Source organism: Pseudomonas moraviensis, assembly GCF_900105805.1.
Classification (GTDB): Bacteria; Pseudomonadota; Gammaproteobacteria; order Pseudomonadales; family Pseudomonadaceae; genus Aquipseudomonas; species Aquipseudomonas moraviensis_A.
Map to the genome: position 1 here is coordinate 1,073,629 of NZ_LT629788.1, position 16,580 is coordinate 1,090,208.

Annotated in this window: 17 protein-coding genes; 9 read left to right on the forward strand and 8 right to left on the reverse strand. The window is 60.7% G+C overall.

Annotation, left to right across the window (positions count from 1 at the left end; translation table 11 throughout):
- Nucleotides 1-24: 24 nt before the first annotated feature.
- On the forward strand, nt 25-558 hold the full coding sequence (locus tag BLU71_RS05160; protein ID WP_042609240.1) for a cysteine hydrolase family protein: 534 nt from the start codon (nt 25-27) through the stop codon (nt 556-558).
- A gap of 155 nt (nt 559-713) precedes the next feature.
- On the opposite strand, the gene BLU71_RS05165 is transcribed toward BLU71_RS05160, so the two are convergent.
- Complete coding sequence (locus tag BLU71_RS05165; RefSeq protein WP_083352460.1) at nt 714-1,028, reverse strand: DUF7693 family protein; 315 nt, start codon at nt 1,026-1,028, stop codon at nt 714-716.
- 158 nt (nt 1,029-1,186) lie between these two features.
- On the opposite strand from BLU71_RS05165, the gene BLU71_RS05170 reads away from it, so the two are divergent.
- A complete protein-coding gene (locus tag BLU71_RS05170; RefSeq protein WP_083352461.1) occupies nt 1,187-2,632 on the forward strand; it encodes a SulP family inorganic anion transporter in 1,446 nt (481 codons plus the stop codon).
- On the opposite strand, the gene BLU71_RS05175 is transcribed toward BLU71_RS05170, so the two are convergent.
- Both BLU71_RS05175 and BLU71_RS05180 read right to left on the reverse strand, forming a co-directional pair.
- Nucleotides 2,600-4,822, reverse strand: coding sequence for a response regulator (locus BLU71_RS05175; protein ID WP_083352462.1), 2,223 nt, complete (start codon nt 4,820-4,822; stop codon nt 2,600-2,602). The genes BLU71_RS05170 and BLU71_RS05175 overlap by 33 nt on opposite strands.
- 185 nt (nt 4,823-5,007) lie before the next feature.
- Nucleotides 5,008-5,526, reverse strand: coding sequence for a carboxymuconolactone decarboxylase family protein (locus tag BLU71_RS05180; RefSeq protein WP_064363615.1), 519 nt, complete (start codon nt 5,524-5,526; stop codon nt 5,008-5,010).
- A 130-nt stretch (nt 5,527-5,656) separates the two neighbouring features.
- Between BLU71_RS05180 and BLU71_RS05185 the strand changes: the two genes are divergently transcribed.
- Complete coding sequence (locus BLU71_RS05185; RefSeq protein WP_083352463.1) at nt 5,657-6,472, forward strand: AraC family transcriptional regulator; 816 nt, start codon at nt 5,657-5,659, stop codon at nt 6,470-6,472.
- Nucleotides 6,473-6,475: 3 nt separating this feature from the next.
- Here the strand turns inward: BLU71_RS05185 and BLU71_RS05190 are convergent, their stop codons facing one another.
- Nucleotides 6,476-7,369: a DMT family transporter gene (locus BLU71_RS05190; protein WP_083352464.1), complete on the reverse strand. Its 894-nt coding sequence runs from the start codon at nt 7,367-7,369 to the stop codon at nt 6,476-6,478.
- A gap of 89 nt (nt 7,370-7,458) precedes the next feature.
- On the opposite strand from BLU71_RS05190, the gene BLU71_RS05195 reads away from it, so the two are divergent.
- Together BLU71_RS05195 and BLU71_RS05200 are read left to right on the forward strand one after the other, a co-directional pair.
- Nucleotides 7,459-8,790, forward strand: coding sequence for a PLP-dependent aminotransferase family protein (locus BLU71_RS05195; RefSeq protein ID WP_083352465.1), 1,332 nt, complete (start codon nt 7,459-7,461; stop codon nt 8,788-8,790).
- Between the two features lie 40 nt (nt 8,791-8,830).
- Nucleotides 8,831-9,208, forward strand: coding sequence for a c-type cytochrome (locus BLU71_RS05200; RefSeq protein WP_065616045.1), 378 nt, complete (start codon nt 8,831-8,833; stop codon nt 9,206-9,208).
- 398 nt (nt 9,209-9,606) lie between these two features.
- Here the strand turns inward: BLU71_RS05200 and BLU71_RS05205 are convergent, their stop codons facing one another.
- On the reverse strand, nt 9,607-11,262 hold the full coding sequence (locus BLU71_RS05205) for a sensor domain-containing diguanylate cyclase (protein ID WP_083352466.1): 1,656 nt from the start codon (nt 11,260-11,262) through the stop codon (nt 9,607-9,609).
- Between the two features lie 176 nt (nt 11,263-11,438).
- Here BLU71_RS05205 and BLU71_RS05210 point away from each other — a divergent pair, with 176 nt between their 5' ends.
- Nucleotides 11,439-11,774: a hypothetical protein gene (locus BLU71_RS05210; RefSeq protein WP_042609250.1), complete on the forward strand. Its 336-nt coding sequence runs from the start codon at nt 11,439-11,441 to the stop codon at nt 11,772-11,774.
- Nucleotides 11,775-11,848: 74 nt separating this feature from the next.
- On the opposite strand, the gene BLU71_RS05215 is transcribed toward BLU71_RS05210, so the two are convergent.
- Together BLU71_RS05215 and BLU71_RS05220 are read right to left on the reverse strand one after the other, a co-directional pair.
- Entirely contained in the window at nt 11,849-12,328 is a 480-nt protein-coding gene (locus BLU71_RS05215; RefSeq protein ID WP_083352467.1) for a phage infection protein, read from the reverse strand.
- Nucleotides 12,329-12,452: 124 nt separating this feature from the next.
- Entirely contained in the window at nt 12,453-13,022 is a 570-nt protein-coding gene (locus tag BLU71_RS05220; RefSeq protein ID WP_083352468.1) for a chorismate mutase, read from the reverse strand.
- A gap of 198 nt (nt 13,023-13,220) precedes the next feature.
- Between BLU71_RS05220 and BLU71_RS05225 the strand changes: the two genes are divergently transcribed.
- Both BLU71_RS05225 and BLU71_RS05230 read left to right on the forward strand, forming a co-directional pair.
- On the forward strand, nt 13,221-14,579 hold the full coding sequence (locus BLU71_RS05225; protein ID WP_064363607.1) for an MATE family efflux transporter: 1,359 nt from the start codon (nt 13,221-13,223) through the stop codon (nt 14,577-14,579).
- Between the two features lie 74 nt (nt 14,580-14,653).
- Nucleotides 14,654-15,211 (forward strand): YceI family protein, encoded by a 558-nt coding sequence (locus BLU71_RS05230; RefSeq protein ID WP_042609254.1) that lies wholly within the window; start codon nt 14,654-14,656, stop codon nt 15,209-15,211.
- 4 nt (nt 15,212-15,215) lie between these two features.
- On the opposite strand, the gene BLU71_RS05235 is transcribed toward BLU71_RS05230, so the two are convergent.
- Nucleotides 15,216-15,701 (reverse strand): DUF3592 domain-containing protein, encoded by a 486-nt coding sequence (locus BLU71_RS05235; protein WP_083354302.1) that lies wholly within the window; start codon nt 15,699-15,701, stop codon nt 15,216-15,218.
- 151 nt (nt 15,702-15,852) lie between these two features.
- Between BLU71_RS05235 and BLU71_RS05240 the strand changes: the two genes are divergently transcribed.
- Nucleotides 15,853-16,539: a GNAT family N-acetyltransferase gene (locus BLU71_RS05240; RefSeq protein ID WP_042609256.1), complete on the forward strand. Its 687-nt coding sequence runs from the start codon at nt 15,853-15,855 to the stop codon at nt 16,537-16,539.
- Nucleotides 16,540-16,580: the final 41 nt, after the last annotated feature.

The following is a 16,580-nucleotide window of genomic DNA, read 5'->3' on the forward strand; positions in this document are numbered from 1 at the left end:
AGGACTGATCAAGGAAGGCTCGACATGACCACCGCATTACTGATCATCGACGTCCAGCAGGCGCTGTGTGCTGGTGAGTATCAGTGTTTTGAGATCGACCGCGTGATCGCCACGATCAATGACCTGAGCCAGCGCGCCCGGGACGCCGGCGTTCCGGTAGTGCTGATTCAACACGAGGAGAAGGACAGCCCGTTGGCTTACCAAGCCGAAGGTTGGCAACTGGCCGAAGGGCTGGAGACATCACCGCAAGACCTGCGTGTACGCAAAACCACCGGGGATTCTTTCTATCAGACCGACCTCGGCAAGCTGCTGCCCAGCGAGGATTTCGAGCGGCTGATCATCTGCGGCCTGCAAACCGACTACTGCGTCAACGCCACAGTGCGCAGCGCGCATACGCTGGGCTACGACATCGTGGTTGCGGGAGACGCGCATTCGACAGTCGACAACGGCACCATGAGCGCCGACGACATCATTGCCCAACACAACAAGGACTTCGCCCAGCTCACCAGCTCCGTAGCGCGAATCGACGTCAAACCCGCAGCCGACATCACCTTCTGATACACACGCCCCCCCTGTAGGAGTGAGCCTGCTCGCGATAGCGGTGTATCAGTCGCAACAGCAGTGACTGACAAAGCGCTATCGCGAGCAGGCTCACTCCTACAAGGATTAGGTCGGTCTCCACATCAGCGAACACCACGGTTGGAGATGATGCACTAGGCCTGGTCGCGATTCGCCTCACGCAGAAAACGCTCGATTTGCGCCAGTTCCCATGTGCTGAGCAGACTCACCGGGTCTGTGCCATAACGCTGCCACGTGTCCAGCGTCGCTTCATCCCCGGCGCAGTCGCGAGCGGATTCACAGTGATGCAAGTGTCCCTCGGTGAAATCCAGCAGCAAATGCCAGCCCTCGATATCCACGGCAATCAGCCCGGATTCGGAAATCACCTCGCAGACTTCGAACGCCAGCACACCCAGCGCGGCATCGCGCAGACGCTGACACACATCCCGGGCGGACAAAAACGCTGACATGCTGCAACTCGATTCAATGGACAAGCCTGCAAGGATAGGGCCCGAGCCAACCCATGTCAGCGTTTCACTGGCCCGAGGCCGAACAATTCCGTAACATTCGCCTCCCTCTTTTTTCGCGAAACCGGCGGCCGCCCATCGGCCGCTCAGTCAGGTAAGCCATGAAACCGATTCGTCTGCGCGCCGATGTCCTGGCCGGACTCACCACCTCCTTTGCCCTGTTGCCCGAATGCATAGCCTTCGCGCTGGTGGCGCACCTCAACCCGCTGATGGGCCTGTACGGGGCCTTCATTATCTGCACGCTGACGGCGTTGTTCGGCGGCCGACCGGGCATGGTCTCCGGCGCGGCGGGGTCGATGGCGGTGGTGATCGTCGCGCTGGTGGTGCAACACGGCGTGCAGTATCTGTTGGCGACTGTGCTGCTCGGCGGTCTGATCATGATGGCGTTCGGGCTGTTGCGCCTGGGCAAACTGGTGCGCATGGTGCCGCATCCGGTGATGCTCGGTTTCGTCAATGGCCTGGCGATCATCATTGCCCTGGCGCAACTGGAGCATTTCAAAAGCGGCGAGCACTGGCTCAGCGGTATGCCGTTGTACCTGATGACCGGGCTGGTGCTGCTGACCATGGCCATCGTTTATATCCTGCCGCGCCTGACCAAAGCGGTGCCGCCGGCACTGGTGGCGATTCTTGGCGTTGGTCTGCTGGTCTACCTGTTCGGCCTGCCGACCCGCACCCTCGGTGACATGGCGCACATCGCCGGAGGTCTGCCGACCTTCGCTTTGCCGGACATTGCATGGAATTTCGAAACCCTGCGCATCATTGCCCCGTACGCGATCCTGATGGCAATGGTCGGCCTGCTGGAAACCCTGCTGACACTGAACCTGACCGACGAAATCACCGAGACTCGTGGCTACCCGGATCGCGAGTGCGTGGCGCTTGGCGCGGCGAACATGGTGTCCGGCGCGTTCGGCGGCATGGGCGGTTGCGCGATGATCGGCCAGACCGTGATCAACCTCAGCTCCGGCGGCCGCGGGCGCTTGTCCGGCGTGGTCGCGGGTGTGTTGATTCTGTTGTTCATTCTGTTTCTGTCGCCGCTGATCGAGCGCATTCCGTTGGCAGCACTGGTGGGGGTGATGTTCGTGGTGTCGCAACAGACCTTTGCCTGGGCGTCGTTGCGGGTGATCAACAAGGTGCCGCTGCACGATGTGCTGGTGATCATCGCCGTGACCACTATCACTGTGTTTACCGACCTGGCGACGGCGGTGCTCTGCGGGATCATCATCGCCGCGCTCAACTTTGCCTGGCAGCAGGCGCGCGAACTGTACGCCGATGAACATCTTGAGGCCGATGGCAGCAAACTCTATCGCCTGCACGGCACGCTGTTCTTTGCCTCGACCACGCCGTTTCTCAACCAGTTCGATCCGGCCAACGATCCGGCCAAAGTCACTCTCGACTGCCGGCATTTGAGCTTTGTCGATTACTCGGCGATTGCCGCGTTGAAAACCCTGCGGGAACGCTACGCCAAGGCCGGCAAGCAGCTACAGGTGTTTCATCTGTCGAAACGCTGCAAGAAATTACTCAAGCGCGCTGGCGTCGCTCACGACTGACGTCGCGGGCGTTGCCCAGGTCTTGCCGAGAATCCGCGAGACCTGTTCAGCGGAGTAGGGTTTGGCAAGAAATTCGAAACCTTCATAACCACTGCGCGCCAGTTCTTCGCTGTAACCGGAAGTCAGAATCACCGGCAGATCCGGACGGCGCTGGCGCAGCTCTTTAGCCAATGCGACGCCGGTAATGCCCGGCATGACCACGTCGGAAAACACTGCATCGAACGCCATGGCATCGCTGCCCGCCAGTTGCAGGGCTTCTTCGGCGTTGGTCGCCCACGCAGTTTCATAGCCCAGGTCCTGGAGGATCTGATTGGCGAAACGGCCGACGTCCAGGTTGTCCTCGACCACCAGCACCCGGCGCTTTTCGCAGGCCGGCTGCACCTCGCCATCGTCCTCGGAGTCGTCCACTTCAGCCTCGTTCGCTGGCACTTGCGGCAAATACAAGGTGAACTCGGTGCCTTGGCCGAGCACGCTGGAGACGTCGACGTTGCCGCCTGACTGCTTGGCGAAGCCGAATACTTGCGACAGCCCCAGCCCCGTGCCTTTGCCGACAGGCTTGGTGGTGAAGAACGGTTCGAAGATGTGTTCGAGGGTGTGCGCGTCGATACCGGCACCGGTGTCGGCGAGGGCGATCGACACGAAGTGGCTGCTGGAACCGGCATGGCCGCGAATCGACGGCAGCGGTATGTGGCATTCCAGGCGCAGTTTCAGTTCGCCCTGGCCGTTCATGGCGTCGCGAGCGTTAAGCGCAATATTGATCAACGCGGTTTCGAACTGACTGAGATCGACGCGGATGTAGCAGGGATGAGCGGGGCGTTCGACGCACACATGAATCTGCGCGCCGGTGACCGATTCGAGCATGTCGCCGATGTTGGCCAGACGCTCCCCGGCATCGACCACTTGCGGGTTGAGCGGCTGGCGCCGAGCGAAAGCGAGCAACTGGCTGGTCAGTTTGGAGGCACGCTCGACCGTGTCGGAAACCGCACGCATATAACGTTGGCGGCGTTCCTCCGGCAGGTTGGGCTGACGCAGAAAGTCCACTGACGAACGAATGATTGTCAGCAGATTGTTGAAGTCATGGGCCACGCCGCCGGTCAATTGACCGATGGCTTCGAGCTTTTGCGACTGGCGTAGCGCCGATTCCGCCTGGGCCAGGCGCAGGCTGCGTTCTTCGACCCGTTGCTCCAGCGTCGCATTGAGTTCAGCCAGGGCCAACAGACCTTCGCGCACATTGGCGTCGGCGCGCACCCGCTCGATGTGCGCCCAACACCGTTCGGTCACTTCGCTCATCAATGCCTGCTCAAAGCGCGACCAGACGCGCGGTACCTTGTCGTGGACGGCCATCAGCGCAGTCAGGCGGCCCTGCTTGATCAGTGGTACACAAATCGTCGCGGTGATGCCGATGGCCTGAAAGGTCGCCGACTCTTCAGGCGGCAGTTCGCTACGGTTGTCGTGGATGACCAGCGGCTCCCCGGCGCGCAGAAGACGTACAGCCTTCTCACCGAAATCGCGCAAGCGGTAGTGCCCGACGATGCTGGGCGAGCCCGGCGCGGCATAGTCGCCGCGAATGGTGAAGCCATCCTCATCGGCATCCATGTCGGCGTAAGCGCAGTTGGACAATTGCAATTGCTCGACCATCAGCCGCGTGCTCGCCGCCAGGATTGCTTGCGCATCGGTGGCATTGGTCACCGCGTTGCCGATGGCGTCGAGTACTGCCAGGCGTTGATTGAGATAGACGGTTTGGGTGGTCTCGGTGACCGTGTCGAGCATGCCCACGACATTGCCCAGCGAGTCACGAATCGGGCTGTAGCAGAAGGTGAAGAACGCCTGCTCCGGCCCGCTGCCGCGCTCGATGTTGAGGGCAAAGTTTTCGATATAGGTAGCGTGGCCGGCAAATGCCGCCTCGGCGATCGGTCTGATCTCATGCCAGGCTTCTTTCCAGATGTCGCTGAAAGGCCGTCCCAACGCCTGTGGCTTGTCGCCGAGAATCGGCACGAAGGCGTCGTTATACAGGGTGATCAGCTGCGGGCCCCAGACGATCGCCTGAGGAAAATGTGAGGCAAGACTGAGCGAGACGGTGGTCTTGAGCACATCGGGCCAGTGTTCCAACGGGCCGAGGGGCGTTTTTGCCCAGTCGTGACGGCGGATCTGCCCCGCCATCTCGCCGTTGTCTTGCAACCAGTCTGTCATGGGGTTCGTGTCTTCCCGGGCATTTGTCAGAGAACAAAGACCTGCGCGCAGGGTGTTTGGTTTCAGCGCACCAGACACTGTTTGCGCTACGAGTTTTCTGACATACATCATGGCAGCAAAAAACAGCGCTGGCGAAAAGAGCATCTTTTCGCCAGCGGATTTTTCTTCAGTTCGTGAGCGACTGCTCAGGCCTCGACGGCCGGGAAGTCAATGTCGGTCAGCGCAGTGTTGTTCAGGTAATTGGTCAGCGTCTGCACGGCTACCAGAGCAATCACTTCGATGATCTTGCGGTCATCGATACCGGCGGCGCGGGCAGCGGCCAATTGTGCGTCGCTCAAGTGGCCACGGGTTTCAGTCAACTGGCGGGCGAGGGCGGCGTAGGCATTCAGTTCGCCGTGACGTGCCGCGACGATGTCCTGTGTCGACAGCCCGGCCTTGCCGGCGAACACGGTGTGTGCGGACAGGCAGTAGTCGCAGCCGTTGACCTGCGAAGTGGCGAGATAAATCGCTTCTTTCTCTTGGGCGCTGAGTGAGGTCTTGCCCAGGATCGCCGAGGCTTGCAGGTAGGTGTCGAGTGCAACCGGTGCCTGGGCGAGGGTGGTGAAGACGTTGGGCAGGAAACCGATTTTTTTCTTCACGCCTTCCAGTGCAGGACGGACGGCGTCGGTGGCGGTGTCGAGGCTGATTGCAGGGATGCGGCTCATGGTGATTCTCCAGATTGCGCGGCGAAGTGCAGCGGCGATGGAGAGATCTTAGGGATTGCCGATAGCGCTTTGGCGGCAAATCGTCGAGGATATGCGGCAGATCGTCCAGATATGCCTTCGGGAGTCAGCCGTGGATCGCCTTTCTACGTTACTCAGTCACTTCGGCGTGAACGCCGGCACCTTTCACAGCGGCGCATTTTGCGGCGTCAGCGTTCACGAAGGCGAACCGGTCGGCCACGTGCATGTTCTGCAAGCGGGGGCGTTGCTGCTCAAGCCGGGCAATGAGCGGGAAATCCGTCTTGACCAACCGTCGCTGATTTTCTTTCCCCGGCCGTTCACCCACCGGATGTTTGCCGACGATGCCATGGCCAGCCAGATTGTCTGTGCTTCGCTGACCTTCGATGGCGGTTCGGGCAATGCCCTGGCCGCCGCGTTACCCGACTATCTGGTGTTGAAGCTCACGGATATTCCGCAATTGCGCAGCACCCTCGACTGGCTGTTCAACGAAGCTTTCGAAGGGCATTGCGGGCGCGTCGCGGTGATGGATCGCCTGTTCGAATTGCTGGTGATTCTGCTGCTGCGCCATCTTATCGGCAGTCGCGATCAGCAGCCGGGCATGATGGCCGGGCTGGCTGACCCGCGTTTATCCCGCGCTTTGAACCTGATCCATGAACAACCGCACAAGCCGTGGAGCGTCGCCGATCTGGCCGCAGCCGCGAACCAGTCCCGCGCCGGTTTTGCCGAGCAGTTTCGCCGCGTGGTCGGGCAAACGCCGGCCGATTACCTGTTGAGCTGGCGCGTCAGTCTTGCGCAAAAACGCCTGCGCGAAGGCCGGCCGATTGCACTGATAGCCGAGGAGGTGGGATATGAAAGTCCGTCGGCGCTGGCCCGGGCGTTTCGGCGCAAGACCGGACTCAGTCCTCGGCAATGGAAAGCCGAACACTGAACACTATCTGGCAAATTTCTTTGCCCCGGCCACACAGAGAATCACCCCAAGCGTGACGCCGAGCATGCCCACGCTGACTTGCTCATGCAGCAACGTCGCCGCCAGTGCCAAACCAAAAAACGGCTGCAGCAATTGCAACTGCCCGACCGCTGCGATCCCACCCTGGGCCAGACCGCGATACCAGAACACGAAGCCGATCAGCATGCTGAACAGCGATACGTAACCCAGACACATCCACGCCGACACACTGATGTTGGCGAAAGAGGCGGGCGCCAGCCACAGGCTCAGCAGCGCCATCGGTGGTAACGACACCACCAGCGCCCAGCAGATCACCTGCCAGCCGCCGAGGCTGCGTGAGAGTTTCGCGCCTTCGGCGTAACCGAGGCCGCAGGCCAGAATCGCCGCGAGCATCAGCAAGTCCCCAGTCGGCGACGCGCTCAAGCCTTGGGACAGGGCGAAGCCCACCACCAGTGCACTGCCCAGGATCGAGAAGATCCAGAACACCGGTCGTGGCCGCTCACCGCCGCGCAACACGCCAAACATCGCGGTGGCCAGCGGTAGCAATCCTACAAAGACGATCGAATGCGCTGACGTTACGTGCTGCAACGCCAACGCGGTCAATAGCGGAAAACCCAACACCACGCCCAGCGCCACAATCAGCAGTGACAGCCACTGATGACGCGCCGGTCGCCGCTGTTTGAACAACAACAAAAGCCCCACAGCCAACACACCGGCAATCGCTGCTCGCACCACGGTCAAGAACACCGGGTCGAACTCCAGCACCGCCAGACGTGTGGCCGGCAGCGACCCGCTGAAGATCAGCACGCCGATAAAACCGTTGATCCAGCCACCGGTTTTTTCCAGCGTCGGGTTGGTTGCGGTCGAAGTAGTGCTCATGGCGGTCGCGCTCGAGAAGTGGCTTGTGTCGCTGCGATCCTAGGGTCGAGAATCAGCACAATCAAAAAATTGTCATGGATACAGCCGACATGCCCAAGTCTCGTTACAAAGCGCTGGTTGACCGTTATGCGGCGGACATTCGTGGTGGACGATTGGCGCCGGGCACGCGATTGCCGACCCACCGGCAACTGGCCGCGCAGGAAGGACTGGCGCTGGTCACCGCCTCACGGGTGTACGCCGAGCTCGAGGCGATGGGGCTGGTCAGTGGCGAAGCCGGGCGCGGCACTTTCGTCCGTGAAACCTCGCTGGCGCCGGGGCAGGGTATCGATCAGAAAGACGTGGCGATCGGCATGATCGACCTGAATTTCAACTACCCAGCGTTGCCCGGTCAGGCCGAGCTGTTGCGCACGGCGTTGCGCCAACTGGCGTTGTCCGGTGATCTCGAAGCACTGCTGCGTTATCAGCCCCACGCCGGGCGTGCCCACGAACGCGCCTCGGTGGCGCGGCATTTATCGACACGCGGCGTGACGGTCGATGCCGGGCAAGTGCTGATCGTCAACGGCGCTCAGCAAGGCCTGGCGGTGACGCTGATGGCACTGCTCAAACCCGGCGATGTGATCGCCGCCGATGCGCTGACCTATTCGGGATTCAAGGTGCTGGCCGACGCGTTGTATCTGGAAGTGCTGGCGATCCCGATGACGGAACATGGCCCGGATCTTCAGGCGCTGGACAAACTCTGCCGCCAGCGGGCGGTGCGTGCCGTGTACAGCATACCGACGCTGCACAATCCGCTGGGCGGTGTCATGCCGCTGGAACAGCGCGAGCAATTGGTCGCGATTGCCCGTCGGCATGATCTGACGCTGATAGAAGACGCGGCCTACGCGTTTCTGGTCGCGAGCCCGCCGCGAACCTTGATCGACCTGGCGCCGGAACGGACGTTTTACGTCTCGGGTCTGTCGAAAAACATCGCCACCGGTTTGCGGGTCGGCTTTATTGCGGCGCCGTTGTCGCAAGTGCCGGCGCTGGAGAGGATCATTCGCGCGACGACGTGGAACACGCCCGGGGTGATGACCGCCATTGCCTGCGGCTGGCTCGATGACGGGACGGTCACGGTGCTTGAACAGCAAAAACGTAACGATGCGATGGCGCGTCAGGCCTTGGCGGCCGAGGTGCTGAAAGGGCTGCGCTATATCGCTCATCCGGCTTCGTATTTTCTGTGGCTGCCGTTGCCCGAAGACGTGCGCGCCGATCAGGTCGTGGTCGAGTTGATGCAACACCAGGTTTCCGTCACCACCGCCGAGCCGTTTTCCCTGTCGACCAATACGCCCCATGCGATTCGTCTGGCGCTGGGTTCGGTCAACATGGACGTGTTGCGTCAGGCGTTGACCACCGTCAGAACGATCGTCGGCGCTTATCTGTAAACTGCGCTCACGCCATGAAAAGCCGGGTTTGGACTGTTCAATGAAATTCACCACAACACTGTTTCTCGTTTTGATCTTCAGTGCCAGCGTCCAGGCTGAGGGCGATCCTGAAGCCGGGGCGAAGATCTTCCCGCGCCTGTGCGGCGGTTGTCATCAGGTCGGCGAGTCGGCACGGCCGGGGTTTGGCCCGCAGCTCAACGGCATCATTGGCCGGGCGGCCGGGACTTCGGCCAATTATGTTTATTCCGATGCGATGAAAAATTCGGGGATTACCTGGGATCGGGCGACGCTGAAGGCGTATCTCGAAGACCCGAAAGGCGTGGTGCCGGGCACGCGGATGATTTTCTGGGGGCTGAGTGATGAGGAGAAGTTGGATAATTTGCTGGCGTATTTGCAGAGGTTCAGTGCTGAGCCCTAGTCGGGCGATGGTTTACCATCTGATTGGGTACATATCCATTGCTGCGGTAACGGCTGCTTAGGGTTCCGCCCTTACGGCGGGTCACCTTTTCCAGACGCCGAAAAGGTAACCCAAAAGGCTTGCTCCTGCGTTCGGCCCCTCGCAAGCTCGGGGTTCCTTCGCTGCGGGATCGATCCCGGCGCAGCGGCTCCGGTTTGCTTCGCTGCACCTCCTTCCGCTGTGTCTGGCTGCGCCAGACGGTCGCTGCGCTCCCACGCCCGGATCAATCCCTCCACTCAGCCTTCCGACGTCGCCCGTGGATCAAGATCAAGAGCAGGCGAGCTGACACTCGACCTCATGGTGGGCGCGATCACCGTAGGAGCTGCCGAAGGCTGCGATCTTTTGATCTTGCCCTTCCCTCAGTGGGCATGAAACGCCACCTGATTACGCCCCGCAGCCTTCGCCTGGTACAGCTGCTGATCGGCACGTTTGATCAGGGCCGTGTGGTTGTTGTCTGCCGGATCTGCCAGGCCGAGACCGATACTCACGGTGACGCTGCCGACGCCGGGAAAGTCTGCTTCGGCCACTGCCGTACGAATTTTCTCGGCGACGACTTCCGGGGTGTCGGGTTGCGCGACTTCCGGTAACAGTACGGCGAACTCTTCTCCACCGTAACGCGCGACGAAATCGGTGCTGCGCACGCTGTTCTGAATCAATGTCGCCAGTTGTTGCAGGACCTCATCACCCACCGCGTGGCCGTGGCTATCATTGATGCGTTTGAAGTGGTCGGCATCGATCAGCAGCAGGGCATACGGACGCCCGGTGCGTCGCGACAGCAATGAGTACTCAGTGATTTTTTCATCAAACCGGCGGCGGTTGTAAACGCCGGTCAGGCCGTCGTGTGTTGCCAGGCTCAGCAGCTCGGCGTTGGCCTCGGTGAGCGCGGCGGTGCGTTGCGCCACGGTAGCTTCCAGCGAAGCGTTGGCTTCCTGCAGCTCGCGTTCCTTGCCGAGCAGCGATTGGGTCATCGCATCGATGGACTGGCCGAGCTGGGCGATTTCCAGCACTGGATGCTGCAGTTGGAAGTGTGCGCCGGTCTGGTTGTTCTGCACCTGTTTCGCCGAGCGTGCGAGTTGTTCGATCGGGCGGCTCAGGTACAGCGCCAGGTAATAAGCCACCAGCCCGAAAACGATGGCGGCGAATACGCCCAGTATCAGCAATTCATATAGCAACGTTCGCGCCGGTTGCAGGGCCGTCTCCAAGGGCTGACGGATGGCGATCGACCAAGACAGCGCCGTCCCCGATGGTGTCGGCACGGTGACCATACTGGTCAGGTAACCGTTGGCCGCCGTCCAGCCTGGCGTTACCGAACCTCTGGTCGCCAGTTGCTGGCCCATCAGTGCTTCGGGGTAAAGCACCTTGCCATCGTGGTCGACGATCAGTGCCTCGACATCCGGCGCCGAGTTTTTATGGGAAAACGCCGCCGAATCGACGATGCGCGTCACCCAGCTCCAGTGCGCATGCGCGCCCAGTACACCGATCACCTGACCTTCGGCGTTATGGATCGGCGCGGCGAAGTCGATAAAGCGCAGCGGCTCGCCATTGGGCAGGCCCGGCAACAACTTCGCCAGTAACACCGCTTCGTGGGGATCACCGGTGTATTGCCGGCGCAAGCCGATCTGGAACCACGGACGTTTTTGCACCGATTGGCCGACCAGCAGATCATTTACCGCTTGACGGACGTTGCCCTCGGCATCGGTGACGCCCATCCACGCATATTCAGCGCGCGCCTGGGTGCGCAGTTGCATCGATTTGAGGATGGCTGGATTGTCCAGATCGCCACGCTCCAGATGCGGGGCGCGGCTGAGCAGGTAAACCTCCAACTGCCGTTCGCGCAGTTGCTCTCCCAATAACGTCGCCGCCGACCGTGCCGTGTTCAGCAAGGCGTTGCCGCTGGCCTGTTTCATTTGTTCAGTGGCGATGTGACCGACATAAAAACCCACACTCAGCAGCGTCAGCAGGGACAAACCGCCGAACCAGAGAGTGAGATGGCTACGCAGACTGGCTTTGAACATGGAGGCGGGTGTCTGTCTTTATTGAAGTGGCGCCATGGTATGCGACATCCCCGACGCCCGGCCAGCGAACGGGTTCATAGAAATGCAAGATGCCTGATGCTAATGAGCCAGCATTTGCGTTAAAGTGCGCGCCGTCCGAGAGATGGATCCCGGGCGTTCCCCCATGGAGTTTTACTGTGAAATACCTCAGCAAAGTAGTCGCCGCCGCACTGTTCGGTGTGGTTCTGGCAGGTTGCACCGGCGCCCCGATGAAAACCTCACATTACGACAGCAACCAGTACACCGTGGTTGGCCACAGCGAAGCTTCGGCCACCGGCCTGCTGCTGTTTGGCGTCATCCCGATCCGCCAGAACAGCCGCTTCGTACGCGCGCAAGACGCGGCCATCAAAGCCAAGGGCGGCGATGCAATGATCAATACGCAGGTTCAGGAAAACTGGTTCTGGGCCTGGGTTCTGACCGGCTACACCACCACGATTTCCGGCGACGTGGTCAAGCTGAAAACCGCGCAATAAGCGACGGCTGAATGCAAAAAAGCCCGGCTGATCAGGCCGGGCTTTTTCATGGGTGTTGCAGTAGTGCAATTGATTCATGCCACGCGGCGCTCGATCAGACGATCCGAGCCACCTTCGGCAACGCGGCGCTCGATCAGACGATCCGAGCCACCTTCGGCAACGCGGCGCTCGATCAGACGATCCGAGCCACCTTCGGCAACGCGGCGCTCGATCAGACGATCCGAGCCACCCTCGGCCACGCGGCGCTCGATCAGACGATCAGAACCACCTTCGGCAACGCGGCGTTCGATCAGACGATCAGACCCACCTTCGGCCACGCGGCGTTCGATCAGACGATCAGACCCACCTTCGGCCACGCGGCGCTCGATCAGACGATCAGAGCCACCTTCGGCAACGCGGCGCTCGATCAGACGATCCGAACCTCCCTCAGCCAAGCGGCTTTCGATCAGCTTGTCCGAGCCGCCTTCAGCGACCAGAGTGTGCACGGGGGTTGCGGCAAAAGTGTTGACTGCGAAAACCGAGAAAGCGATGCCGAGAAGGATTTGGCGTTTCATGATCGTGTGCTCCAGGAAGTTGTTTGTTTGTCTGGAGCCGATGTTACGCCGCGCAGTTTTTATGAGAACTTCATTGACGTGATGGTGAACATCGACGCCGATGATGTTTGCTCTGACTCGCGACTCAGAGCGTTTTGGTCCGTATGCACAACTCGCCGCTGGCACGGATCAGCGCCAGGTCATGCAACGCGTCGGCCGCCAGACCGCTGCGGGCATTGGCCAGCCATGACGGGCAATTCGGATCCTGCCGATAGGGCGCGAACCCGGCGTACTGCCTTAACAGCCGCTTTTGCAGTTCATCCAGGCGCGGGCGTATCTGTTTCGCCAGGTCCGGGCGCGGAGTGTCCGGTGCCGCACCTGCCGCCTGCCATTGCGCGAGCAGACCGTACTGCACCAGTTTGTTCGCTTCCATCTGTGCGGCGATCAGCTGCGCGACATCGTCCGGGTCCAGTTTGTGTTCGGCGGCCAGCGTCCGGGCGTTGGCGATGACTTGCGCCTCACGCGGGCTGTCCTGAATCGGTTTGCCGCTGTCCCACTTGGTCAGTGCAACCAGATCACCGATGTTCAAGCGTTCGTTCAGGGTGGCGAGTAAAGGTTTCAACGAGTCGGGTGCCGCTGCAGGTGCGGCGGCCTGAGTACACGCGGCGAACAACGCGAGGAGGGTAGTGACCAGAAAATTTGCAACCTTACGCATGAGCCGAGCCTCAATAAGTACCTGTCGGAAGAACCGTGATTTACCACAGCCGCACACTGACACAAAGCGGTCTCCGGCATTTACACAAATGCAAAACAGGCGATCAACACCGATTGGAAATGTTGATTGCACGCTGCACGCAACTCACCGAAGCTATCGTCAATCAGGCCTGCCGCCGTCGAGATGGACCTCCATTCAATGCAAAGCGCCACCTTCGCCAAGCCCCTCTGGCAAACCTATCTACTGTTTCTCGCACCGATGGTGCTGTCGAATTTTCTGCAGTCGATGTCCGGCACGGTCAACAGTATCTACATTGGCCAGATGCTCGGCACTCAAGCGCTGGCGGCAGTGTCCGGGATGTTCCCCGTTGTGTTCTTTTTCATTGCCCTGGTCATCGGCCTCGGCGCCGGTGCGGGCGTGCTGATCGGCCAGGCGTGGGGCGCGCGTGAAACGCATCTGGTCAAAGCGATTGCCGGAGCGACGTTGCTGTTGGGAGTGTTGATCGGCCTGGTCGCGGCAGTGCTGGGCAGCGTATTTGCGCGACAGGCGCTGACGGGGCTGGGCACGCCGGCGGATGTGCTCGACGATGCGGTGGACTATGCCCACGTCATGCTGTGGATTTTGCCGTCACTGTTGGTATTCGTGCTGTTCACCCAATTGCTGCGCGGGGTCAGCGATACGTTGTCGCCACTGCTCGCACTGATCGTCTCAACCGCGGTGGGGCTGGCGCTGACGCCGGCGCTGATTCGCGGCTGGCTTGGTTTGCCGCCACTGGGCATCCAGAGTGCAGCCTATGCCGGGCTGGCCGGCAATCTGGCAGCGATGGCCTGGCTGGCATGGCGGCTGATCCGCAACGGCCATCCGCTGGCGCCGGACCGAGAATTCTTTGCAGCGCTGCGCCTGGACCGGGTGATCCTTGGCAAGGTCTTGCGCATCGGCCTGCCGACCGGAGTGCAGATGATCGTGCTGTCGTTGTCGGAGCTGGTAATCCTGGCATTGGTCAATCAGCACGGCTCGCAAGCGACAGCGGCCTACGGCGCGGTGACGCAGATCGTCAATTACGTGCAATTCCCGGCGCTGTCGATTGCGATCACCGCATCGATTCTCGGCGCCCAGGCGATCGGCGCGGGACATCTGCAGCGTATGAGCCCAATCCTGCGCACCGGGTTGTTGATCAACGTGTGCCTGACCGGCGGCCTGATTGTGCTGGGCTATCTGCTCTCGCACTGGTTGCTGGGCCTGTTCCTCACGGAAGACTCGACCCGAGCCATGGCCGAGCACCTGTTGCACATCATGCTCTGGAGCCTTCTGGTATTCGGTTTCCAGGCGATCATCGGCGGCATCATGCGCGCCAGCGGCACGGTATTGGTGCCAGTGTTCATTTCGATTATCTGCGTGGTCGGCGTGCAACTGCCGGCGGCTTACTGGCTGGACGGGCAGTTCGGTTTGCAGGGTGTCTGGATGGCGTTTCCGGTTGCCTACCTGGGGATGCTTGTTTTGCAGACGCTGTATTACCGACTGGTCTGGAAGCATCAGAAGATCGAGCGGTTGATATAGGCGCTGGCACAACAGGCGGTTGTTTGCTTAAGTCAACCAAGGCCCTGGACGGCGCGCGACGCCCGGAGAACTCCATGTCGATGCGATTGCTGCTGGTTGCCGCGTTCTGGCTCTGTGCCACGGCCGGCGCGCAGGCTGCCCAATATACGCGCGTCAACACCAGCGCCAGCCAGATCAGCTTCACCTACCAGCAGATGGGCTCGCGGATGTACGGCACCTTCGGCAGGTTCGAGGCGATGCTGGATTTCGACACCGACAACCTCGCCACCGCCCGCACCATATTGCATATCGACCTCAGCAGCATCGACGCCGGAAGCGAAGACGCCAATACCGAGCTGGTTAAACCGGCCTGGTTCGACACCGAGAAATTCCCGCTTGCGGTGTTCGAATCCAGCCGTTTCACTCAGGTGGCCGAGCACCGTTACCAGATCGCCGGTCAGCTCACGCTCAAGGGAATCACTCGCGAGGTCGAGGTTCCGGTTGAGCTGAAACCGGACAACGCCATCGGTATTTTCGACGGCGAGCTGGTGCTCAATCGCGACGAGTTCGGCCTCGGAGCGGGGGAGTGGGCGGACAGCGTGGTGTCCAGGGACATCAACATCAGATTCAGAGTGGTGGCGCCGCAACAGTGACCGTTCAGTAGTACCGGTCTTGTTCCTTCATCGCCTGAATCTGCCAGAACGTCCGACCGGAAATCAGCAGGAACAGCAGGGCGAGGATCACACCGCCGGTCATGATGTAAAAACCTGCGCGGTAGCTTTGCAGCTGGGTGGCGATGGCGCTTTTTTCCGGCATCCATGGCGAGACCAATAGGGCAATCGGTCCGTTGAGTTCGTACTGGGTGTGTTCGGCGTAGCGTTCGTCGACGAAATCACCTTCATGAAGCTGGCCGTGTTCGTCGGCATAGCGATAGTGAATGATCTTGCCGTTCTTGTTCATCATGATCGCTTCCAACTGCGTGACAGTGCCGTCGGTTTGCGCGCCGTTGAAATTCAGCAGCGCATACAGAATGCCCTGATGGCGCGCCATGCCGGCCAATAACAGGACCACGCAGCAGGCGACGGTGAGCATGACGATGCGGTTGTAAAGATGATCTTTTGCGGCTTCGCGCGGGTAATACATGGCCCGATCCTTGGTGGTGAAATGAAGGGTGATCGTTACATCGGCCTTCGGCACCGGATCTTTAAACGGCGACCGACCCTGGCACGGTATGATGTCGCGGTCGTCGACGGCTCTGATCATCGGCAACGTTTTTTACCGCCGGAGTTTGCTCATGCCACGCATCACCCACTACACCTCCCCATGCCCCGAAAGCGTCAACAGCCAGATCCTGCAAATGGTCGTCGACTACCTCACCGACATCAGTGCGGTGGGCCTCGGCCCGAGCAATCTGCTGTACAACGTCTATCAGTACGCGGTCGGCTACGAGGTGCATCTGTATCTCGAAGCCTTGAATGGCCAGAAGGGTACCGAGGTGGAGTTGCTGGTGGCCACTGACGATGAGGATCCGGAGCAGGTCATCGGGTTTCTCATCTGTCTGCCGGTGCAGGGCGATTGGGAGGCGTGTAGCGTCGCTTATATGGCGGTGCGGGAGGGGCATCGGCGTCAGGGTGTGGCGCGGGCGATGCTCGCGCACATGGTCGGGCGCTATCCGCATGCGGAGCTGGCCTGCAGCATCGGCAAGGTGCCGTACTTCGAGGCGCTGGGGTTTGAAGTGATCGGCCAGCGCGAGACGCAGGTGCTGATGAGCACGCGGCATTATCGCAGCAACGGCTTGCGCGGCTTTATCGACACCACGCCCATCTACCGGTCGCTGGAAGTGCAGCAGATTCACACCTACCTGCTGCAGAAGAATGGCAAGCGCGCGATGCTCGATGCGGAAAAACAACGCGACCGGCATCTGGATCAGACCAGTCGCCACGTTGAAGAATTTGTCCGCCAGCGCCTGACCCTGCACTGATCAACCGCCAATAAACAGCCCTTGCCGCGCACTCCGCAGCA